Origin of the sequence: Marivirga atlantica (genome assembly GCF_016734805.1) — a bacterium.
Lineage (GTDB): Bacteria > Bacteroidota > Bacteroidia > Cytophagales > Cyclobacteriaceae > Marivirga > Marivirga atlantica.
The window spans coordinates 1,059,042-1,081,363 of the sequence record NZ_JAERQG010000001.1 but is presented as its reverse complement, the minus strand read 5'-3'; the positions used below and the strand labels follow the sequence as shown (position 1 = coordinate 1,081,363).

The 22,322-nt window shown below is 36.7% G+C and carries 19 protein-coding genes; 7 read left to right on the top strand and 12 right to left on the bottom strand.

Going from position 1 to position 22,322, the window contains the following annotated elements; all coding sequences use genetic code 11:
• Positions 1-77: 77 nt before the first annotated feature.
• The 6 genes from JKP34_RS04790 to JKP34_RS04765 form a co-directional block, all read right to left on the bottom strand.
• Positions 78-359, bottom strand: coding sequence for a UBP-type zinc finger domain-containing protein (locus JKP34_RS04790; protein ID WP_201918242.1), 282 nt, complete (start codon positions 357-359; stop codon positions 78-80).
• A 4-nt stretch (positions 360-363) separates the two neighbouring features.
• Positions 364-2,028, bottom strand: a complete 1,665-nt coding sequence (locus JKP34_RS04785; RefSeq protein ID WP_201918240.1) for an FAD-dependent oxidoreductase — start codon at positions 2,026-2,028, stop codon at positions 364-366.
• 17 nt (positions 2,029-2,045) lie between these two features.
• Positions 2,046-3,434, bottom strand: coding sequence for an ATP-binding protein (locus tag JKP34_RS04780; protein WP_201918238.1), 1,389 nt, complete (start codon positions 3,432-3,434; stop codon positions 2,046-2,048).
• Between the two features lie 210 nt (positions 3,435-3,644).
• Positions 3,645-4,241 carry a hypothetical protein gene (locus JKP34_RS04775; protein ID WP_201918236.1) on the bottom strand — a complete coding sequence of 199 codons (597 nt, stop codon included), beginning with the start codon at positions 4,239-4,241 and terminating at the stop codon, positions 3,645-3,647.
• 115 nt (positions 4,242-4,356) lie between these two features.
• Positions 4,357-4,797, bottom strand: a complete 441-nt coding sequence (locus JKP34_RS04770) for an SRPBCC family protein (RefSeq protein WP_201918234.1) — start codon at positions 4,795-4,797, stop codon at positions 4,357-4,359.
• A gap of 10 nt (positions 4,798-4,807) precedes the next feature.
• Entirely contained in the window at positions 4,808-5,368 is a 561-nt protein-coding gene (locus JKP34_RS04765) for a SixA phosphatase family protein (protein WP_201918232.1), read from the bottom strand.
• Positions 5,369-5,521: 153 nt separating this feature from the next.
• Here JKP34_RS04765 and JKP34_RS04760 point away from each other — a divergent pair, with 153 nt between their 5' ends.
• The 4 genes from JKP34_RS04760 to JKP34_RS04745 are packed head-to-tail and all read left to right on the top strand — an operon-like array spanning position 5,522 to position 11,042.
• Entirely contained in the window at positions 5,522-7,267 is a 1,746-nt protein-coding gene (locus JKP34_RS04760; RefSeq protein ID WP_201918230.1) for a DUF1800 domain-containing protein, read from the top strand.
• A 17-nt stretch (positions 7,268-7,284) separates the two neighbouring features.
• On the top strand, positions 7,285-8,985 hold the full coding sequence (locus JKP34_RS04755) for a DUF1501 domain-containing protein (protein WP_201918228.1): 1,701 nt from the start codon (positions 7,285-7,287) through the stop codon (positions 8,983-8,985).
• Positions 8,986-9,006: 21 nt separating this feature from the next.
• Complete coding sequence (locus JKP34_RS04750; protein ID WP_201918226.1) at positions 9,007-9,858, top strand: outer membrane beta-barrel protein; 852 nt, start codon at positions 9,007-9,009, stop codon at positions 9,856-9,858.
• Positions 9,859-9,863: 5 nt separating this feature from the next.
• A complete protein-coding gene (locus tag JKP34_RS04745) occupies positions 9,864-11,042 on the top strand; it encodes a hypothetical protein (RefSeq protein WP_201918224.1) in 1,179 nt (392 codons plus the stop codon).
• On the opposite strand, the gene JKP34_RS04740 is transcribed toward JKP34_RS04745, so the two are convergent.
• A complete protein-coding gene (locus JKP34_RS04740) occupies positions 11,035-12,828 on the bottom strand; it encodes an ATP-binding protein (RefSeq protein WP_201918222.1) in 1,794 nt (597 codons plus the stop codon). The two genes, JKP34_RS04745 and JKP34_RS04740, sit on opposite strands and share 8 nt — an antisense overlap.
• 187 nt (positions 12,829-13,015) lie before the next feature.
• Positions 13,016-13,663 carry a carboxypeptidase-like regulatory domain-containing protein gene (locus JKP34_RS04735; protein ID WP_201918220.1) on the bottom strand — a complete coding sequence of 216 codons (648 nt, stop codon included), beginning with the start codon at positions 13,661-13,663 and terminating at the stop codon, positions 13,016-13,018.
• Between the two features lie 146 nt (positions 13,664-13,809).
• Here JKP34_RS04735 and JKP34_RS04730 point away from each other — a divergent pair, with 146 nt between their 5' ends.
• From JKP34_RS04730 to JKP34_RS04720, 3 genes are all read left to right on the top strand, one after another.
• Positions 13,810-14,193, top strand: coding sequence for an ArsR/SmtB family transcription factor (locus tag JKP34_RS04730; RefSeq protein WP_201918218.1), 384 nt, complete (start codon positions 13,810-13,812; stop codon positions 14,191-14,193).
• A complete protein-coding gene (locus JKP34_RS04725; protein WP_201918216.1) occupies positions 14,181-14,885 on the top strand; it encodes a YjjG family noncanonical pyrimidine nucleotidase in 705 nt (234 codons plus the stop codon). The genes JKP34_RS04730 and JKP34_RS04725 overlap by 13 nt, the downstream gene beginning before the upstream one ends.
• A gap of 79 nt (positions 14,886-14,964) precedes the next feature.
• The gene (locus JKP34_RS04720) at positions 14,965-16,896 is read left to right on the top strand and encodes a DUF3857 domain-containing protein (RefSeq protein WP_201918214.1); all 1,932 of its coding nucleotides are present in this window, start codon (positions 14,965-14,967) and stop codon (positions 16,894-16,896) included.
• Between the two features lie 8 nt (positions 16,897-16,904).
• Here JKP34_RS04720 and JKP34_RS04715 read toward each other — a convergent pair whose 3' ends face one another.
• The 4 genes from JKP34_RS04715 to JKP34_RS04700 form a co-directional block, all read right to left on the bottom strand.
• Positions 16,905-17,930, bottom strand: a complete 1,026-nt coding sequence (locus JKP34_RS04715; protein ID WP_201918212.1) for a hypothetical protein — start codon at positions 17,928-17,930, stop codon at positions 16,905-16,907.
• Positions 17,931-17,965: 35 nt separating this feature from the next.
• On the bottom strand, positions 17,966-18,808 hold the full coding sequence (locus tag JKP34_RS04710; protein ID WP_201918210.1) for a UDP-2,3-diacylglucosamine diphosphatase: 843 nt from the start codon (positions 18,806-18,808) through the stop codon (positions 17,966-17,968).
• A gap of 140 nt (positions 18,809-18,948) precedes the next feature.
• Positions 18,949-19,809 (bottom strand): DUF4249 family protein, encoded by an 861-nt coding sequence (locus JKP34_RS04705; RefSeq protein ID WP_201918208.1) that lies wholly within the window; start codon positions 19,807-19,809, stop codon positions 18,949-18,951.
• Between the two features lies 1 nt (position 19,810).
• Positions 19,811-22,204, bottom strand: coding sequence for a TonB-dependent receptor (locus JKP34_RS04700; RefSeq protein ID WP_236664891.1), 2,394 nt, complete (start codon positions 22,202-22,204; stop codon positions 19,811-19,813).
• Between the last annotated feature and the right edge of the window lie 118 nt (positions 22,205-22,322).

Genomic DNA, 22,322 nt, shown 5'->3' with positions numbered 1-22,322 from the left:
TTTTATCAACCTCCATTCATTCAAAAAATAGTCCTGTATTTTATTTGATTACTCGAAAACATCAAACTTCTACTATACTAAAACTTTAAGAAGTTAAGATGTTCATAGCACCATGCCCAGTTTTCTCCAGGTTCAGCAGAAGTGATTACAGGGTGCTGATGTGCCTTAGCATGCTTACTGGCATGTTGATTTGGTGATGAATCACAACAAAGTGTAATGCCACATTGCTGACAAGTACGTAGATGCACCCACATGTCTCCTGATTTCACACATTCTGCACATTCATAACTTTCAGCGTTTTTCTTATTGCCTGGGTCAAACTCCTTCAGATGATCACAAACTTTTTCTTTTAAAGCCATACTACTACACTTCGTTTAAATATTGATGCACAAATTTAATAGCCATTGATCCTTCCCCCACTGCAGAAGCTACTCTATTCATAGCGCCCGAGCGCACATCACCAGATGCAAAAATACCAGGGCTTGAGGTTTCCAAAAGATAAGGATCTCTTTTTATTTTCCATTTAGCTTTAAAGTGCTCATCGTTTTGTAAATCTTTTCCAGTCTTCAAAAAGCCTTTTTCATCTTGTAGCACCTCATCCATTATCCATTCAGTATAAGGTTTTGAGCCAATGAAAATGAACAAGGCATTAGCAGGTGATTTCCGTTTATCATCTGACACAACATCCGTTAATTCAACACAGCTTAGACGCTCATTTTCTCCTTCAACCTTAGTGATTTCTGTATTAGCCACCACTTGAATATTGCTTACTGTATTAATCTGATCAATAAGATAAGAAGACATACTGCTTGTGAGGTCAGGCTTTCTGATGACGATGTAAACATTTTTGGCAAATTTGGAAAGATAAATAGCCGACTGACCTGCCGAGTTGCCTCCACCCACAATATAGACTTCTTTATTCCTGCAAGCCTGTGCTTCGGTCATGGATGAACCGTAATAAACTCCTGCTCCGGTGAAATCTTCTACGCCAGGGGCAGGAAGTTTTTTATAATTCACACCTGTTGAGATGATGATACTTTTGGACTTAATTTCAGCCCCATCATTCATTTTAAGGATTTTATAATTGTCTTTAGTATGTAATGAAACTACCTCTCTCGGTGAAAGAAACTCTATACCAAATCTTTTAGCCTGAGTGATAGCTCTGTGTGTTAAATCCTGACCGCTTAATCCATTGGGAAAGCCCAAATAATTTTCGATTCTTGAGCTTTTTCCTGCCTGGCCTCCGGGAGAATGTTTCTCGATCAATAAAGTTTTCAGGCCTTCTGAACCTCCGTAAACTGCAGCTGCCAATCCTGAAGGACCTGCTCCAATGATAGTGACATCATATAAGTCATCCTTGGTTTCGGCATTAAGTCCTAATCTTTTAGCCAATTCTATAGTGGTTGGCCGACTCATGCATTCCCCATCTCCAAAAGACACCACAGGCAGATCTTTAGCCTCTAATTTGTGTAGTTCCACCAATTGCTGTGCCTTTTCACTAGTCTCCACATCGAGCCATTGAAAGGGAAATAAGTTACTGGCCAGGAAATCTTTAATTTCGTGCGAATAAGGAGCATATTGATAACCGATCACACTAAGTCCTTCAAATTCTGGAATATATTGCGCTTGCCACGCACCCAGTAAATCTTCCAGTACAGGGAAAAGTCTCTCTTCAGGGGGGCTCCAGGGTTTATTTAAATAATAATCGAGCTGCACTTCATTAATGGCTTTTATAGCGGCCTCGGTATCAGAATAAGCCGTTAGCAAAACCTTCTTGGCTTCAGGGAAGAAAGTATTTACCTTTTTAAGGAAATCAACTCCTAACATTTCGGGCATGCGCTGATCAACCAAATAAAGTGCTATTACTTCGTTCTTCTTGAGCAATCCCTCCACAGCCTCAATAGCATCATGGGGACTTGTTGTGCTGAGTATCCGATAGGATTCCTGAAATTTAGATTTTAAATCGCGCGTGACAGCTTTTAGGACTTGCGCATCGTCATCTAAAACAAATATGATTGGTTTTTTCATGTTTTTTCGTTGCAGTTTTAGGCCAGTGGCAAGCCTATCGTAAATGTGGTTTCTCCTTTCTTAGATTCAACCGATATTTTACCATTATGTTGATTAACGATTCTTTGTACCAACTCCAGCCCCATACCTACACCTTTGCCAATTGCTTTTGTGGTAAAAAAAGGATCAAAAATCTTATTCAGATTTTCTTCTGAAATACCTTCGCCATCATCAGTTATTTTAACATAGATACAACCTGACTCTTCGAAAATTCTAATTTTAAGCTGTCCATTTTGCTCCATCGCATCAATGGCATTATCAATGATATTTGTCCAAACCTGATTGATTTCTCCAATCACCACTTTGGCTTTCGGTAAATCTGTTTCGAAATCTCTATCAACACTGATCGATTTAGTTTTCAGCTTATGGTTAAGAATGGTGAGCGTATCATTAATACCTTTGATCAAATCGGTTGGCTGAGCTTCCGGACTTTGATCCATATGAGTAAAGCTTTTGATTGATTTCACCAGATTATCAACTCTTTCAGAAGCTTCCTGAATTTCAACGACTATTTTTTCTGTGCTTAAGCTATTCTCTATCCATGTAAGTACTGTTTGGAAATTGTCCTTGCCGGCAATGTTGCAAACCTCTTCCAGGTTGCTAAGGTCGAAACCATATTCAAGCAGTGTTTCTGTTAGCTCATAAGCTCTGTCAATGTTTTTTTTGCTAAGCCAATCCTCCAGTTCCTCTTCAGCCTCACTCCTTTCCAGAAGGCTCATCTGGTCAGTAGGTTTATGATTGATTTTTTCTGAAAGAATGCTGTTGATTTTATCCGTTTGATCTGAGTTAAGCTTAAGCTCCATGATGCGTTTAAACTTTTCTGGTGTGTGATGCATTTGCTTTTGCAACTCTAACGCACTGCGTGAAATCGCTGAGACCGGATTATTCAACTCATGAGCCAAGCCCGCTGAAAGTTTACCAAGCGCCATCATTTTCTCTGATTGTACATTCTGTTTGGCAAACTCTCGTGTTCGGTTGGTCATCACGTGCACCAATGCCTCAGTTAATTCATAGTGTTTGGTGGCCAATTCAAGGATCTGCTCTTTTGGTGTAATTAACACTTTGCTTCGTTCTACCACCTCGGCAATTCCAATAGCTGAACTTGCTCTGGAGTAAGGCAACAAACCTGTAATATTTTTGGCTTCAATAGTAGCTAGGTGTTTGTAATTGCCATTCTGATTGATTTTGATATAAGCTTTACCTTCTAACACAATGAACATTTTATCAATAGGATCACCTCTTGAGAAAATAGTATCTCCTACTTCTAAAAACTTTAGTTCAGAATGATCGATAAGCCATTGGAGTTGGTCATCGGGTACTTCTGAGAATTCACCTATACATTTGAGTTGAGCAGTTGATAGTTCCATGGAATGAATTTAGTTGCAAATCGAGCTATTCGCAAACTAATGAACGGAATGTGGCGGGAAAGGATTAGTGATTTGATTGGGTAAAAAAACAAACCTCAATGTAAGAACATTGAGGTTTGTTGTAGCACGAGTTTTAAACTCGCGTTAGTAGTAAAATAAAAAAGCACGTGAATTGTACACGTGCTTTAATAATCAGAATTTGCTTTTATTCTACTTCTGTTCTATAAGTTCAAACGTTGCGTCCGGGTCTAAACCTAAATTGAATATTTTAACTCCAGATTTATCGAAACCATATCGGAAGACTGTAAACTCTGGTCGTGGTATATTAAGTAATGTTGAATCGGAAATAACGATTAATGATTTTGTTGAGCCATTATTAAAATTATAATTCAAATTGATAGCATTATCAAAATAATATTCTTCCCCTTTAGGCGTAAAAATAACTTCACTAAATGTTACAGCAAATTGATCACCTACATTTTGAATATAATAGTGCAACTCGAATGGAAACTTTTCAGTTCTTCCTTTACCTAGAATATTATGGAATGTCATTACTTTTGTGTTTACGCAAAGTTCATCGAATGATTCCACACTTGGCCTAAAATCGCGTGAAATAAAAGACACCTCATCCGCCACAAGAGTCAGCGTATCTCCTTCACTATTTCCAAAAATTAATGTATCCCCCTCTGAATATGGGAACCATTCATTATCCTCAGAGGTGAATTCATAGCATTCGGGATCAGAACAGCTAAACAGTATTATCGAGAATAAGATTGCAAATATTCCTAAGTTGAATCGCTTTGTCATTCTTTAATGGAATTTTTAATCCACAAGGTACAAAACAAGCAAGAAATGGGCGCTAATAAAAGCTAGGTGTATATTATTTTTATATTAACTGATATCTTTTTGTGAAAGGCTCTATTTATCGGTTGAACAACCTCCTATAAATAGGTTTCCTGTAAGCAAACTGTAGCCAAAGTACAGGATATAAAAGATAATCCATCAGCTTGAAAGGAGATTTAAAGGTGATGTCATCAACAATTTCTGACGTATTATTATCAAGCTTCAGTACTTTATGGTGATGTTTCCAGTACTTTAAAAAGAAGGGAAGCTTTTTACCTTCATCAATAAATTCAAAGATTTCTATATTGGTTCTATCGTAGGTAATTTCACTTATCCAGTCCTGCTTGAAAAAGATAAAGTTCAACCTTAAGTGAACAATGTCACCCTCCTCACTGCCACCAAACTCTTTAAGTTCAACTGGTGGGAATGGTGGGTTAAGACTGGTAAATAAATCCTCGTTAAAGCCTTCCTTAACTTTGAGGTAGTTTTGATCAACCTTGGTTTTGAGTAGTAAATGCACCTATCAATAATTAATTGACAGGAGAAATGTTCGATTTATCTGATTTAGTATTAATCAGCTTATTGCTTTTTTTAACTTTTCCATTAGAACCATAAGTATGGGTTATTACTGATTTGTCTACCAAATGAAATTCAAACAACTTATTATATTCAAACTCAGTAATTTCAGCTTGTGGCTTTTCAGCTCCTAAAGCTTCCATTTGTGGCAAAAGCGTATTGCTATGCCCTACTACTACTATGGTATCGGCTTTTAGACTTTTTAAGTTCTCAGCAAAGCTTTCAAAATCCATAGGATCATAAATACCGATGCCTACTCCTTGCTTTTCTGATAAGGGCTGAGCCGTTTCTTTGGTGCGTTTGTAGTCTGAACTAAAAATGGTATCAACTTTTATATGCTTAAAGTAAGCGGCTAAATCAACAGAACGCATAACTCCCTCAATAGTAAGTGCAGGGTCCTTAGGGTATAAAGTATCTTTTTCAGCATGCCTTACAAAGTAGATGGTCTTAGGATCTTCCTTTTGGCATGATGATAAAATTAAAATAAAGGCGAGTAGTGCTATAAATTGTCTCATATCTTCAAAATTAGAAGAAAGAAAGCACAAATCAAGAAGAACTAAACACTTCTATAAACAATTGCAATCTTTCGATAAACATTACATAATCATAGATAAGTATTTACTTCTGTATAAAAACTTGCTACTTTTAACAATGCTAATCAGTAAATTATGGCTTTAACTCCACTTACAGAACCTCTAGGATTTAACAGAGCTTCACACCTTTTGAGACGTACTGTTTTTGGTGCTACAGTTGCACTCGTTAATGAGTTTGCCGCATTAACACCTCAGCAAGCCATCCAGAGATTATTTATGGATGAATTGCCAGATCCTGAATTACCGATTGATCCTGCTACAGCAACTGAATGGATTGAAAGTGGAACCACAGATGCTAACTCAGAAGGTTTTGAATTAGAAAGTTATTTTTTGAGGTGGCAGTTAGGTTTATACCTTGCTCCTAAGGTACCAGAAGAACAAAAGTTAGCGTTCATTTTTAGAGAAAGATTAGTTTTCTTTCTTCATACGCATTTCACGACAAAGAAATCAGTAGTAGGTAATAGCAGAGCGTTATACTTTCAGAATGCCCTATTCAGAAAATTTGCTTTTGACAGCTACCTGGAAGAGGAATTAAATTTTAAATCACTCTGTAAGAAAATTACGGTAGATAACGCCATGCTGCGTTTTCTGGATGGTAGACTCAATGTAAAGGGCAATCCCAATGAAAACTATGCGCGCGAGTTCCTGGAATTATATACAATTGGGCGAGGGCTGGAAGGAGCTGATAAGGACAGTCAGGGCGAAGGAGATTACGGAACCTTTACAGAGCAAGATGTTCAAGAAGGTGCACGCGTAATGTCTGGTTTTGATATTGATAACACTTTCAGCAATATTGATCCGGATACTGAATTACCAACAGGAAGCGTAAAGGGTAATGGGCAAACGGCTAATCAGCACGACAATGATCCTAAAACTTTAAGCTATAGATTTGGAGATGCTACCATTACTCCTGATCCTGACTTACTATTAAATGGTAATGCCACCCCTGAAAGTGCCTTAGATGAAATTCAGCAATTGGTAGATATTATATTCGACCAAACTGAAACGGGCTTACATATTGCAAGAAAATTATATCGCTTTTTCGGCTATCATGAAATAAATGAGAGCGTTCAGGCTGGCATTATAACTGATTTGGCAACAGTTTTTAGAGATAATGATTTCAGAATTCAACCAGTGCTTGAAGCTTTCTTTACAAGTAGAGAGTTTTATGAAGGTGCAGCGGGCGTTACCGATGACAGCTATGGAAGTATTATCAAGTCACCCATTGATTTGGTAATAGGTCAAGCCAGAAGTTTTGAGTTAGAATTACCTGATTATATAGATGAGTATGAGGCTTTTTATGAAGCTTCAGGAACATTATTGAGCAGAATTGATGATATGGGACTAGCCTTTTACGAACCTTATGAGGTTGCTGGCTATTCGGCTTACCATCAATTCCCTATATACCATAGAAGCTGGATTACCACTACTTATTTAACGCAGCGCTATGCTTTCGTTCAGTATTTAAATTTTAATATGATGAACGATCTACAGCTCAACATGCTTTCGCCCATTGAATATGTAGAAAAGTTTATAGATGACTCAATTGCTTCAAATGCCAGGTTATTAGTTGAAGAAGTTTGCAGACATTTCTTACCCCTATCAAATAGCATTGCCTTTGAAGATAATTCCAGCGAACTCACGAACGAAAGATTGCTATATTTCCTGGATGCCTTCCTAAACACTTTCGCTATAGACGAGAACCCTGAAGAAGCCTGGAATTTTAGATGGACCAATAATGTGGATAGGGAAACAGTAAGTAGACAATTGCTTGATTTATTCAACGGAGTACTTCAATCACCGGAATATCAATTGATGTAAGCAAAAACTCAGTGAAGATGAAAAGAAGAAATTTTCTAAAAAATTTAGGGCTAGCGGCAGGAGTACCCATTGCATTTCAGGGCATCCCGCTGCAATTGCTTTCGTCACATAAGCCATTGAAAAACCTGGTACACAATAGCACCAATGATAATGTGTTGGTTATTCTTCAAATGCATGGCGGTAATGACAGCATCAACAGCTTCATCCCTATTGAGGCTTACGACCATTATTATAGCAGACGTGCCAATATTGCCATCCCTTACAAAAGCGGTAACAGAACGTTAATTCCGCTTGATAGCACTTTGGCTTCTGCCGATCAGGTGGGTTTACACCCTGATATGTTCGATTTTAAAGAAATGTATGACAATGGTCAGGCAGCTGTTTATCAAGGTGTATCTTATCCAAAGAATAACGGCTCTCACTTTAGGGGTAGAGACATTTGGTTTATGGGTGGTGATTTCGAGGATTATTACTCCTCTGGCTGGATAGGTAGATATCTGGCACAAACTTATGCGCCTCAAAGCTATCCTGATGATTTCCCTAATAACGATATGCCCGATCCGCTAGCGCTTGAAATGGGTAATGATTCATCCTTACTTTTTCACCAGGAAGGAAACATCCCTACATCCATTTCACTTGGTAATAGCCCGGCAGGATTACTTAACCAAATTGAAAACCTTGAAGGCTTCGGGGATGAGGGCATAGACCCCAGAGGTTTGCCGCCTGAATTTTTAAATGGTTCCGCTTACAAAAAAGAAATGGATTGGATTTTAGGTTTGGAGGATAAGTCAGAAACCTATGTTCGAAGACTTCAGCAAATATATGAGGCTTCATCAGATAGCTCAGTAGAGTATCCTGAAGTTTATCCCTTCAATGCACCAAGCGGCAATTTAAGGAACCCTTTGAGTGGGCAACTTAAACTTGTAAGCAGGCTTTTAGGTGGTGGGATCAAGACTAAAGTTTTCTTAGTGAAAATTGGTGGTTTTGATACGCATGCTCAACAGGTAGAGTCGTATGATTCAACTATGGGTACACATTCTACAAAAATGTATCATATCTCTGCAGCTTTAAAAGCTTTCCAAAAAGATTTGAAGGCCAGAGGAATTTCAGACAAAGTATTGACAATCACCATGTCTGAATTTGGAAGAAGAATTCCTTCAAACGGCAGCTATGGCACTGACCACGGAAAGGGTGGAGCCGTAATGGCTTTTGGTGACAAAGTAAATGCCGGAGTCTTCGGTACAAATCCTGATATGAGCAAAAGTAACATTGATTTACAGTTTGATTACCGTCAGCTTTATGCAAGTATTCTTCATGATTGGTTTGCTGTTGAGAAATCAGTAATCAATCAAGATATTTTCTTCAAGGATTTCTTCAATGCTACTGATGACAATGGTAATACACTACCAGAAGTCAATATGGTATCTGATAAAGTAACTGGAAACACTGCCTTTATTGACTCCAGGTATACTGTTGGTCAGCCTTATCCTAACCCAGCTTCCGACAAAGCGAGCATTACCATTACAACAATTAGTAGCGGTAAGCTTCAGTACGAGCTAATAGATTTAACAGGGAAAGTAATGCATAGAGGCACTCAAAATATCACTCAGGGAGAAAACGAATTAATAGTTGATACTACCGATCTTAAAACTGGAATGTATCACATCTCAATAAAGGCTAACCACATCAATGTCAGTAGAAAAATCATAGTGAAATAACTATGAAATAAGCTTATACACATGAAACGAACCTTATTATTATTCATCGGCTGTTTGTTGCTAAGCCAGTTGAGCTTTGCACAAAAAAGAAAACAGCCAAAAAAACCCGGCTCATCAGATTTCCTGAAAACACAGTGGTGGTTGGGCATTAGAAGTGGTTTAAATTTTACAAATGCTACGCCTATTGAGCGTTTCCCAGGATTTTATCCCATCAATTATGATGAAGAATCGCTCGAGAAGGAATATATGGATTTCGAAAGACCAGCCTTTCATGTAGGTTTAGATATTACCTTTTACCATGCCGGTTTCTCATTGAGCACTTTCCCTACTTTCTTCAAACACAATATTACTTATGAAAGTGGAACCTCATGGATAGGTGATGCAGAAAACGAGCGGTTCGAAACTGAATACACAACTAATCAATCCGTAACATTTATTGATGTACCCGTAGCCTTAAAGTATGATATACTGGACGGTAAAGTAAGACCTTTTGCCATGGCCGGTGCCTTCTACAGTTTTGTTTTTGATGCGAACAAAGAAGTAGCCATACGAGAGACCGATTATGCATCAGGTACGGCTATTACCTACAACAGAACGAGTATTAATTCCAACAACAAAGATGAATTCCTCAATAATTGGGGAGTTCTTGGTGGAATAGGAGCCAGCTTCGACTTTTGGAATATTAGAACAGTAGTGGATCTTCAATATCGTCACAGCTTTAATAATGTGGTTGATCCATCAGCACGAAATAAAGAAAGTTTATTTCTGGCAATAGGTGAAAAGCAAGATGATTACCGCCTGAGTAATTACAGCGCCTCCATCAGTTTCGTATTCCCTTTACGCTATATCGATAGCCAATTCAAAGCCTTATAATAGCCATGAAAAGATTTACTTATTTAATCATTGGTTTGTTAATTCTTGCTGCCTGCAAAGAAGAAGAGTTTACACCTGAAGATGCATTTCTTCAAATTTATGATGATCAAAATTATAATGTGAGCTATCAGCCAACAGCTCTTGGTGCATCCGATAGTAATATTTTTATACTTTCAGAAAGAAGGCTGGACGTTAGCAATTTTTATGGTATTAACCTCATCACTACCGAATTGAGTGGAGAGTTTAAGAATGAACAACAACTGGAAGATCAATTTGTAGCCCCTACTAAAGATCTTATCAAGCTGGGTTCTACACACTACTTTTTCTGCATGGATAGAAATACGTTAAGGCCTCATCTGGCTTCAATAAGTGCATCTGGTGATTTAAATTTCACCGCTTTAAATATGAGTACTTCATATCCACTTGCTGCCGGCCTTAATAGAAATAATGAACTCATACTATTAAGCTACAATCAGGATAGTAGAGAATCTGTTATGAGCCTGGTAAGTATTGATGGCCAAATACAAAATCAGGCCAGCTACTCTATTGGAGCCGGAAATAATGTGCTTGAAGCCATAACAGATCACTTTACCAGAAGAAAAGATAGATTACCATTTTTCTGTGGACAAGCGCCTAATAGTAGTTACTACTTCAACGGTTTTTACAATTTTACCATGTCATTGGTTTTTACAGACCTAGGTGATGACCCTACTGGTGTAATTCAAGGTCAGAATACTGATGCCGCAATGAAATACCTGCTGCCAATCGGTGGAAATAACTATGCCTTTATTGCCTATCAATTTTCAGATCACTTTCTCTCAGGAAGCACTGAATTATCAGCTAATAGTGTGACCTCAAGCGTTAATTATTTCAACAGAAAAGTTCCTGAAATTGCGCCTAACGCTATCAGTAAAATTGTTGATTATAGTTTCGGGACAGATGAATACGCTATCATAGCCTCTGAAACAGAAGGTAGGCAAGTAATATTATATTTCTTTGATAAGAATACAGGAGACCTCATCAACACATTATTTCTCGGCACACTTAACCCTTTTACATTTGCTGATTTGGAAGTTTTTGAAGATGGTGGAATAGCTGTTTTGGGTACAACATTCCTTGCTGATAGATTTGAAAGAGTGTACCTACAAAAGATAAGTAGAACCCAGCTAACTGAAATTATTTAGCTTGCTTAAAAGAAACATAGAATTCAGCGCCCTTGCCTTCATCGCTTTCAACCCAAACGCTGCCTTCCATTTCCTCAACGTATTTTTTTACGATTGAAAGACCTAAACCAGTTGAAGATTCATCTCCCGTTGGCTTTGCTGAGAGTGTTTGGTATTTGGTAAAAAGTTTTGACTTGTCTTTTTTAGAAATCCCAGGGCCTTGATCTTTTACTATGATATGATAAAACTCATCAACTTCCTCAGCTATCAATTCTACAAGCTTACCATGAGGTGAAAACTTGATAGCATTACTCAAAAGGTTTTCAAATACTTGCTTTAAGAAAAAGGCATCCGCCATTACGTAGTAAGCCTCATCTAATTTTACACCCTTTATTTTAATATCCTTACGCTTGGCTATTCCTTCAAAATCATCCATCACTTCCTTTACCAAAGTGATCATATCTACTTTAGTAATGTGGTAGTTTAAAGAATCTTCTCTGATAGCCTCTAAGTCAAGTATTCGTTCAACAAGCTCCTTCAAATGCCCGTTTGATTGCTCTAGCTTTTCATAAAGTTGTTTCTCTTCATCATCCCAACTATCACTTTTAAAACCTAATAAGTTAATCAAACCAGTCATCTGGTTAATTGGGCTTTTTAAATCATGGGCTACCAAACCAATTAAATCATCCTTTTGCTTATTAATATTGACCAATTGCTTGTTCTTCTGCTGAAGCAGTTTCCTTTGATAACCTATTTCATCCTTTTGCTGATTAAGCTGTTTTAATAGGAGCTCTAGTTCATCCTGCTTTTCCATTAGCATCTGGTTGATTTTACCCTTTCTCCTATTGTTGTTAACTAGCAAAAAAGCAATTATTACAACAAACAGCAGTCCTATACTTGTAGCTATGATAACAAGCCGCTGCATTTCTTTTTCCTGCTGAGATTGAAATAGACTTTTACTTTGTAATTCTTTTTCTCTGTTAAGAAACTCTATTTCAGTATCGTTATTCTGCGCTTGCTTACTACCTGCTATGCCCCAAATAAGCTCTGAATAGTCATTACCCAAATATCGTCTGATGATGTGATCCGCTTCTGCCTTATATAGGTAGCTTTCAAAATATTTCTGTACAGCCTCTTTCCAGCCAGAGTTTTTATTGTAAATGAATCTGTAGCCATCACGTTTAACCTGAAACGTTCCTTGCCTCTTAACAGGATTACCTCTTCCAATTTCAATTACATAAAAAGGCAGACCTACATAGCCAACCATACTGCTGTTAATGCTTACTAATTCAATGATGTTTTCTTCACTAGCTACATTTATGAGTTTTAACCCTAGATCAAATTTTTCTGATAAATCCAGTAAATCATCCTGATAGGTGGTATTGCTTATAGTTGCTGCCTCAAATCCGTCAAGTATGCTAATTTCTGAAGTATCGTTTATGAAGGGAACGGAAATATTACTAATTAGCACACTAACATCGGGCATGTAGGCACTAGAGAAAGCCACAACTTCTTCTCTTCTTCTGGTTTTTGATATCAAGGATATACCGAAAGCATTTTCGTGTGTTGCCACATCCTGAAAGAGAGAATCAAACTCTGGTACTTCAACCCAGTTTCTAAAGATTTTTACTTCATATTTTTTCTCTACAAAACGGAAAAAAGATTCCAGAATCTCTTTTTCTATACCTTCCAGTTCACCTATCTCATTTTTGTAAATAAAAGGTTCAGTCGGGTAATAAAAAATATCTACTCTGCCTGAGCCTTTTTCAAGTAGGGTTTCCCAGTCTGTGGCATGAGTGTAATCCACAGTGGTAATTAGAACCAGACATATTACAAAAAGGCGTTTCACACCAATGATTCGGTAGATTAACAGTAGTTTATTTCAATTAGCAAAAAGGTGAAATTAAACGAATTTCACTTAACTAAAAAATTCTTGTTAGAAGATAACAAAAAAGGAAGGATTAATCAGGCTATTAGATAATTATTAAATTGTTCTAATCATCATTATTCTCAAAGTCGCCTCTCTTTATTGACCTGAATAATTCCACCCAAGCCATAGGATTCAATAGCGGGTTAACTGGGGCTGAATATCTTCTTTGTTGGTAAGCGGCTTGCTGTTGAGTAAACCACCTATGGTTAGAGGAGCCATCAGGAGGAAGCCTTTTCATCAATTCCTGCATAGTAGCAGGTGATAAATTATTAGTTATATTTCCGTACTCTGATGGTAATTGCATGGCTAACACAGCCTGTTTAAATGCTTCCGCAGTCGGAGGCATATTATATACTCGTACTTCGTCTAATTCTGTTGTGTCAGCTTCCAGTGTAATGATCACTTTTAAAGTTTGTCCATTAATTTCAGGAACTATGTACCTGCTCTTCTTAAAACCGACAGCACTAATTATGAGACTATCACCTTCAAGTGCCGGCATTGAGAAAAACCCATATACATTAGTAGAAGTACCTCTGCCATAAACTGGTGTATAAATATGCACACCAGGAATAGATGAGCTATCGGCATCTAACACTACACCTGTAAATTGAATTACTTTAGAGTCCTGATCGGCATTTGAAGCTGCATCTTGTGCAAAAGCAGTGCTGCCTATCAATAAAAAAACTACTATGGTGTAAAAAATGCATTTCATATAAGCGCAAATATAATATTAAAATATAAGTATCTAAACGATTAGAAAGTTCAGTACTTGTACGTTCTAAGTAAAAATCCGTTTTTTAAATTTGTATCTTTCAGTTCTTTAATAACAATTCTATCAAATAAGAGTCATTATTTCACATGCGTTTAAAAAATTTTACGCTCAATTTTATCACTCAGGTTTTTAAGTGTTTATCGGACGATTCCAGATTACGCATATTATTCTTGATACACGAAAATAAAGAAATGTGTATTTCTGACTTAGAGCTCATTCTGGATTTTACACAGGCAAAAACCTCCAGACATTTACTTTACTTAAAAAATAATGGCGTGCTCAACTCAAGAAAGGTAGATCAATGGGTGTTTTATTATATCAAAGAAGAGGTAAAGGACTTGCTCTCACAAGGTTTTAGATTTGTAGAGAAAGATCAATTATTACAAAATGATCAGGAAACATTTAGGGTAATGTACTCTAATAGAGAGTTAGCACTCAATAAATTACACAATAAGAAATGGAGCAATTAAAAAAATACAAACATATATTTTTCGATTTAGATCATACCCTTTGGGATTATGAAAAGAATTCAGCTGAAGCCTTAAATGAACTTATCCTGAAATACAAATTACTTGAATTAGGCGTGCCTGATAACAATCATTTTCTAGAAACTTTTGATTGGGTTAATAGAGGTTTGTGGGATGATTTTAACAAAAATAGAATTAGCAGAGATGCTATCAGATCGCAGCGTTTTCTAAAAATTCTTGATCACTATGCTATCAAAGACAGCATACTTAGTGAAAACTTATCGGATGAGTACCTGATGTTATGCCCCACAAAACCGTATGTTTTGCCCTATACTTTTGAGGTATTAGAGTATCTAAAACCGAAATACCAACTCCATATTTTAACTAACGGGTTTAACGATGTGCAATACATCAAACTAGAAAATGCCAAGCTAAACACCTTTTTTGATACAGTAGTTACTTCAGATAGCGCAGGGTATAAAAAGCCTATGGCATCTATTTTTAAGTATGCTATTGACAAAGCTGATGCCCGCATGAACGAAAGTGTTATGATTGGTGATAACTTACAAACAGACATTTTAGGCGCCCGTAATTTCGGAATGGATCAGATTTATTTTAATCCTGATAAGAAAGTACATGAGGCTTCTGTTACGCATGAAATAGGTTGCCTGAGTGATCTGAAGCTGATTTTATAAACTTTATTGATAACTGGAACAATAATTGCTGAACAATTTCTTAAATCAATCGTCAATAAGATTTCAACTGTTACACTCTATGAACCGAGCTAAAGCCTACTTATCTACACTTTTTGTTTTACTTGCTTTCATTAATTCATACAATCTTTCCGCACAAGAGGTTGATGCCCCCCTTAACTTCAGCGTAAAAGGCGACTTTATTGGTGATGACGAAGCGGTTATTCAGCTTGACAGCGGATATATTTATTACAGTAATGAGCTTGAACTATATTTTAATCACACCATCCGCATTCAAATACTTAAAGAGAGTGGTAAAAAATGGGGGAACTTCAGTTTGCCTTACGCCAAGGAGGATTCTCTCATAAAAATTGAAGGCAAAGTATACCGTTTAGCGGGCGATAAGGTTCAGGAAGCAACTGTCAAGCAATCCGCTTTTAAAGTAAAAGAAATTGAAGACAATCAGCTGGAAGCCTCATACAACACCAATGAGGTTAAAGTAGGCGATATTGTAGAGTTTACCTACCAACTCAAGTTTGGTGATTGGAAAAACATTCATAACTGGTATTTCCAAAATGACATCCCTGTTTTAAGGTCAACTTTTACCACTAAAATACCATCATTCATATTCTTCTATAAATTTTTAGAAGGTGTAAGAAATCTAACTGATATAGAGCGTTCTATTACGACAGATAGTATTAAAGGCGAACCTTATAATATGCAGCTAGAAACATTTGAAATGGATTCAATTGCAGCATATAAGTATGAGCAAGACATCCCCGGTGACGAATTCTTTATATCAAAGTTAAGTTATCATTTAGCAGAATATACCCTCCCAGATTTTACTACTGTTTATTTACTGCCACAAGCTTATGAAGAACTAGCTTTTAACTGGGCAAGCGACCCTTATTTCAATCAAATTCAACTCAAGGCCGAATATTTGAATGAAAAAGTAGACCAGATTTATCACAGAAGTTTCACTGATGAAAAGAACATACAATCGTTCTATTTCTTTGTGCGTAACAATTTTGAAGTTGATAACAATCTATACGATAAAAATCTTCAACAAACTTATAACAGAAGAAGAGGAAATGAGCAACAAATAAATATGATACTAGCTAAAATGCTCAATCAGGCCGGTTATGACGCTTATCTGGTAGCTTTAAGTACAATTGACAACCGACCTGTCTATCCTGACTTTCCTTATTTTGAGCTATTCAATAAGTATGTGGTGTTTGTGAGAACAATGGATCAGAATTACTTTTTAGATGCTTCAGACAAGAATTTATTGTTCAATATGCTAGCTCCCAATTGTATTAATAATGGTGGGCTAATAATTTCTAAAAGTAGCAATGGCCTATATCCTTTAAATTTCCTTTTTGATGACAGAGAAGAAATAGAAGGTAATTTCAGTATAACTGATAGTGCCACCGTTGCCGGAAAGTACAGAGTTAAAAGAGATGGTTATAGTGTGTATACTTTTGACACCCAATACCTAACAGACTTCCGCTCTTATAATGATTATTTGATAGAAACTATATTCGAAAATCCAAAATGGAATATTATAAGTCATGATGTGAAAGATGAATTTAATGACAATAAAGTGATTCAAGAAGAGCTTGTATTTGCCAGGCCTTTTGATAAAACAGATGGAACAACCATTCGGATCAATCCTCTTATTAAAAATGAATTTACAAGTAATCCTTTTCCGGATGTAGACAGGCAAAACCCTATTACACTTTATGCGCCATTATATAGAAAGGGATCATTCACCTATAAAATTCCTGAAGGATACTCCATTCAATCATTGCCACAATCCAATGCTGTATCGATGGAGAGCTTTAATTGCGATTTTAGATATCAAGTTTCAAGAAGCGGTAATACCATCACTCTATCTTATGTAATAGACGTAAACAAAGTGATTTTCATGGCGAATGAATACAAAGCACTGAGTAGTTTCTTTGACCAGGTAACTAAATCATTAAACCAAATGATTGTACTTACTAAAAATTAGCTAAAGCCCTAATGATGGTCTACCAGGTATTGCAGACTGGTAGCTACGATGTCACCCATACTTTTACAATTCTTGAAATCATCATGCTTGTAATGTTCAGCAAGTTCCTGTTTTAGGTTAGCAACATTTTCAGGTAAAGAAATTGTATCCTTACGCATGCTTTTCATAAGCTCTTTTAAACTATGAGAGGAAGCTTTTATTCGGTTTACAATTAATGAGCGCTCCTCTTTTTGATACTGCTTTACTGTTGCAGGAGTCATCATTTGAACGCCTATATCGATAATAGGATTATTCTGTTTAAAGTATTGAGGCATATATACTGCCTTACGGCCTTCGTATGACTGTTGATCAAAATCTATTGATTTAATCCGATAATGGATTTCTTCAAAATCAGGAGTGATATCAATTACAAAGTTGCTGGAGTGCATATCTCCTAACAACCTCACAAAGCAGCGCTCAGTAAACTTAACAAATTCTTTAGCTAGCCTGGTTTTATTAAGCTTAGCATCATTCATATAGTTTTTGATGAATTGATCTCCTGGTATACCTGGTATATGTTCTTCAATTAAAGTGTTTCCATCAACCAGATAGCTCATCCTATTAGGTGAAAGTAAGTGTTCGAGCTCTAATCCATAAATTCTTGAAGCATCAGCCTTCTTAATGTAGAAATAATCGAAGTTATCGTTTATTCTATTCACTATGCGTACCCGAAAAGGATAGGTGTTTCCGTAGGTGCAGGCATCCACCCTATCAACATATAAATGCTCCATCACTGAAAGGTCACCATCCGCTTTTAAAATAGCGTAGATGGTTTTCAAGCCATGATAGATGTGCTTCATATCATCTTGAGGAAAAAAGATAGTTTCCCAGAGGGTATCTTTATTATCTGAATCGTAAAGAGGTATTGCGTTGTCGAAACGGGTAAGATCAGAATATGCGATAGGAATAGACATCGAGCGACCGTTGTGCGCTAAGTATTTTAGAAGTCTATCACTAACAGAGAATATTTTCTTTTTCTTGCTGATTAGGGCCATGGCCTAATATAAAGCCTTTCAGCTAATATTAGGAATTAGGCCGTCTTTTTTCTTAAAGCCTCAATATCTTCATCTGACTCTTCAGTGTCATTGTAAGCAGAAAAAGTTCTGTTAGCTACTGGCACATCAAAAGACTTATCCTTAGTTTCAGCAAAATAGACTAAACTCCATTCGCCATTCTTATCCTCTGCCAAAGCACTCATTGATTCTACCCAATCACCAGAGTTCATATAATGAATACCATTGATCTCCTTAATAGCTGGTTGGTGAATATGTCCACAGATAATACCATCACAATTCTTAAGTTTGGCTATTTCAGCAAGTTGGGTTTCAAAATCATCGATATAAGAAACTGCAGATTTAACTTTAGACTTAACTACCTGGCTTAACGAGTAATAGGGAAGCCCTTTTCTTCTTCTGTAATTATTATATTGACCGTTTACCCACAAAAGAAATGTATAGCCAACATCTCCTAATTTCGCCACCCACTTAAGGTTAGTTGTGATTGAATCAAATATATCACCATGAACAATATAATACTTCTTGGCTCCGCTTTCCAGCACATAATCTCGTTGGATAGAAAGATTACCTACTTTAAAGGGAAGTATCTGATCAAGAAAATCATCATGGTTGCCACGCAGGTAAATTACCTCAGTCTGGAACTCTTCTATCATTTTTAAAATACGATTAAAAAAGCGGGTGTGTTTCCTTTTCCATTTACCGTATTTCTTTAATTGCCAGCCATCGATAATGTCTCCATTTAGGATCAGCTTATCACAGCTTACCTGCTTCATAAACTTAACAAGCTCCTTCGCTTTAGAGCCTTTAGTGCCTAAGTGAACATCAGAAATAACAAGCGTTTTGTAGTGAGTTTTCATACATCTTCGTGTTTATCAAAGATGTATAAAGCCTATGATTCAGTCTTTACGACAGAGTTAATTTTTTAATATGATTATGCGGACTTTTAATTGCACTAATAACAATTCATTAACTTCATTGAACAAACATTGAAAAAGATTTATTCCTCCTCATCAATATATAAATCGTTCTCTATTACAGAACTGAATTGTATAAAGCCAAGTGCATAATTATCAGCATTTGTAGTATTACTGATGTTGCTTTTAGGATTTACTGGAGGTGGGCTAAACACGCCACCATCATTAAAGAGCAAGTTGACAAACTCTATGTAATATTGATAGACATCTTCTGTTAGTGTAAATAATTCAAGGCGCACGCTATCCTGGGCTTTCACCAAACCCGGAACAGGTAGAAATTGAAATTCACTACCAAAAAATTCAGAGGACAAAATCGAGTTTGATAAATCACCCCTATCATTTCTTAAGGTATCATTAACAGTTGTTTCCAATAAGAAGTATTGTATTTCCGTTGAGGGTAAAGAACCGTCTACGAATATAAAAAAACCATCTCCAAAAGAGTTTTGCCCAAGTGCTTCAAGCTGCTCATCGCTTAAATAGTAAACACTGTCAAGTCGGGCATTTGCAATTATTTTACCCGAAGCCTCATAAAATTGATCATCAACCTCTACTTGTACTTTGTAGCTTTTACCAACCTCAGCAGTCCAATCAGATAAACTCTTATATGTACTATCTTCAGCATTGTAGACAAACTGCTCTATTAGGTTATCTGCTGAATCAAGAATATTCACACTTGCATCTGTAATTGGAGGCAGCTGACCTGTTTCATAATAATTTAGGGTTCTGGCCACGCTCACAGACTGTCTGCCTTCCTTGTTGGAAATAAGTCCTTCAATTACCACTCTGGTTTGTTCTTCTTCTAATGGCAGCTCAACTAATTCCTGGCATGCAAAACCGCTCAGTATAAAGGATGTAACGAGTATGTATTTAAATAAAGTTCTCACTTTAATTTATTTTAAAGTTATACGTGATTGATGGAATAATACCGAAAAGGGCAGTTTTTACTGACTCTGGTCTGGTACTGGTGATAGGCCCATCTATATCTTCATTAAAATTGGGATCACCATTATTCACCTCTCTAAATTCAATAGAAAAGGCATTCTTTCTATTGTAAACATTATATAATGAGAAATTCAGCTCTTGGTCAAACCAATCTCTCTTACTTTTAAGCTTCCAATTAAGCGATAAATCCATTCTATGATAATCGGGCATACGACTAGTATTACGCACATTATCATTATAGTAGGGAACTGATTTACCATCGATTACATAACGCCCTTCAGGGAATGATACAGCAGCACCCGTATTGTACACCCAGTTACCTGAAAGCTGTAAACGATCAGTGAGTGCATGAGACACTACTAATGAAATATCATGTGTTTTATCATATCTGGCTAAGTACGGATTACCATTTGCTACACCATCAATTTGACGTTGAGTTCTAGATAGGGTATAACCAAGCCAGCCGGTTGTTTTACCTACATTTTTTCTGATGAGAAATTCGGCTCCATAAGCCCATGCTTTGCCTGAGGCTACTGCATTCTCTATTTTATCATTCAATAAAATATCTTCACCGGGTAAAAAGTCTACTACATTTTGTAGCCATTTGTAATAGGTCTCAACTGATAGTTCCCAGGCATTTTCATTCAAATTTTTGAAATATCCTGCTGCTACCTGATCTCCAATAATTGGTTTAATATAACTGTCCGCAGGGATCCACCTATCAGTAGGAAAACCAGCTGTAGCATTTGTAGCAACTTGTAAATACTGCCTCATTCGATTGTATGAAACCTTAATAGAGTTTCTTGAATTGATTAAATACCTGATGCCAATTCTAGGCTCCAATCCATGATAATGTTTAATCAACTCTCCTGACCCATATGCCTCTGTCCCAATCTCATTTTCTGGCCTGTAGGGCTGCCCCTCCTCGTAAAGCGTAATTGTATCTCTGCCTATGCGAGCAAATGAAGAATACCTTAATCCATATTCAATGCTCAACTTCTCACCAAAATCCTGCTGATTACTGAAGTAAATTGCATTCTCAAAAGCATAGTCTTTGGCAACATCTAAAGAATCTAATGCTGTGTTATCCGATACAATGTCAACAGGTGAAAAAATATGGTAGATAGAGTTTACTCCAAACTTGATTGTGTTCTGATTATTTAGAAAATAATCGAAATCGAGTTTAAGGTTGTACTCCTTTAAACCTGAAGTCCAGGTGTACTCAAAGCCGGGAACGGCTACATCAAAACCATAGTTGAAGTCACTAAATAAAGCAGTAGTATTTAAAAATAGCTTTTCGTTAAAAAGGTGATTCCATCGGGCGGAGAACGTAGCATTTCCCCAATCGAACCCAAATAAATCCTGAAAGCCAAGTTTATCTCTCCCAAAATAGCCGGAAGCATAAATCTTATCCTTCTCGCTAAGTTTGTAATTCATTTTGGCATTTAGATCATAAAAATAAAGCGTGTTATCTCTAATATCTTCATTATTAGACAGGCCAAGAAAAACATCTGCATAGGTTCTTCTACCTGATACTAGAAATGATGATTCATCTTTAACTATTGGCCCTTCTACAGTGAATCTACTTGAGATAGAGCCTATTCCACCCGAAGCCTGATATTGTTTATTATTCCCTTCGCGCATTTGGATATCTAATATGGAAGATATTCTTCCTCCATAACGTGCTGGAATCCCTCCTTTATAAATTTCAACATTTTTGATGGCATCAGGATTGAAAACAGAAAAGAAGCCTAATAAGTGACTAGCATTATAAACTGTAGCTTCATCAAGCAAGATTAAATTCTGATCCGAAGAACCTCCTCTTACGAACATACCTGTTGTGCCTTCCCCGGCTGAACTAACACCTGGAAGCAACTGAATACTTTTGATGACATCTACCTCACCAAATAAGGCAGGAATTGATTTTATCTTCTCAATTTTCAAATTCTCAGTGCTCATTTTTACGGAAGAAACATTTTCATCTTTCCTGCGAGCGCTAACAACTACCTCTTCCAGATTGGTAGACTCTTCTTTTAAATCAAAGTTGATGCTTTGATTACTGTTTAGATTTATCTCTACTGTTTTTGTTTGATAGCCAACATAACTGGCTCTAAGGGTATAAACACCCTTTGGTAATTCAAATGAATAATACCCATAAACATTGGCTGCCTGTCCGATAGAAGGATTTTCTGTATTAACTACAGTTGCTCCGATAAGTGCCTCTCCTGATGAGGCTTCTCTCACATATCCGCTAATCACATAGTTTTGGGCATGTAGCTCACTCACACAAAATAAAAGGAAGATGAGTGATAGGTTCTTAATCGCTAAACGAATCATTTTTATGCTTTACTTCAGCTTGAAACAAACGGTTTTGAAATACTTAGGTTGTTAGGGAAAGGTTATTAAAAAGAAAAGTCACCTTAACATGATAAGATGACTTCTATTCTTCAATAAA

What these genes read in the sequence shown, in the direction of transcription:
- JKP34_RS04760 (WP_201918230.1), top strand. Translation starts at nt 5,522, where the DNA reads ATGGCTTTAACTCCACTTACAGAACCTCTAGGATTTAACAGAGCTTCA.
- JKP34_RS04790 (WP_201918242.1), bottom strand. Translation starts at nt 359, where the DNA reads ATGGCTTTAAAAGAAAAAGTTTGTGATCATCTGAAGGAGTTTGACCCA.
- JKP34_RS04730 (WP_201918218.1), top strand. Translation starts at nt 13,810, where the DNA reads ATGCGTTTAAAAAATTTTACGCTCAATTTTATCACTCAGGTTTTTAAG.
- JKP34_RS04735 (WP_201918220.1), bottom strand. Translation starts at nt 13,663, where the DNA reads ATGAAATGCATTTTTTACACCATAGTAGTTTTTTTATTGATAGGCAGC.
- JKP34_RS04700 (WP_236664891.1), bottom strand. Translation starts at nt 22,204, where the DNA reads ATGATTCGTTTAGCGATTAAGAACCTATCACTCATCTTCCTTTTATTT.
- JKP34_RS04775 (WP_201918236.1), bottom strand. Translation starts at nt 4,241, where the DNA reads ATGACAAAGCGATTCAACTTAGGAATATTTGCAATCTTATTCTCGATA.
- JKP34_RS04720 (WP_201918214.1), top strand. Translation starts at nt 14,965, where the DNA reads ATGAACCGAGCTAAAGCCTACTTATCTACACTTTTTGTTTTACTTGCT.
- JKP34_RS04725 (WP_201918216.1), top strand. Translation starts at nt 14,181, where the DNA reads ATGGAGCAATTAAAAAAATACAAACATATATTTTTCGATTTAGATCAT.
- JKP34_RS04755 (WP_201918228.1), top strand. Translation starts at nt 7,285, where the DNA reads ATGAAAAGAAGAAATTTTCTAAAAAATTTAGGGCTAGCGGCAGGAGTA.
- JKP34_RS04750 (WP_201918226.1), top strand. Translation starts at nt 9,007, where the DNA reads ATGAAACGAACCTTATTATTATTCATCGGCTGTTTGTTGCTAAGCCAG.
- JKP34_RS04765 (WP_201918232.1), bottom strand. Translation starts at nt 5,368, where the DNA reads ATGAGACAATTTATAGCACTACTCGCCTTTATTTTAATTTTATCATCA.
- JKP34_RS04785 (WP_201918240.1), bottom strand. Translation starts at nt 2,028, where the DNA reads ATGAAAAAACCAATCATATTTGTTTTAGATGACGATGCGCAAGTCCTA.
- JKP34_RS04715 (WP_201918212.1), bottom strand. Translation starts at nt 17,930, where the DNA reads ATGGCCCTAATCAGCAAGAAAAAGAAAATATTCTCTGTTAGTGATAGA.
- JKP34_RS04710 (WP_201918210.1), bottom strand. Translation starts at nt 18,808, where the DNA reads ATGAAAACTCACTACAAAACGCTTGTTATTTCTGATGTTCACTTAGGC.
- JKP34_RS04745 (WP_201918224.1), top strand. Translation starts at nt 9,864, where the DNA reads ATGAAAAGATTTACTTATTTAATCATTGGTTTGTTAATTCTTGCTGCC.
- JKP34_RS04780 (WP_201918238.1), bottom strand. Translation starts at nt 3,434, where the DNA reads ATGGAACTATCAACTGCTCAACTCAAATGTATAGGTGAATTCTCAGAA.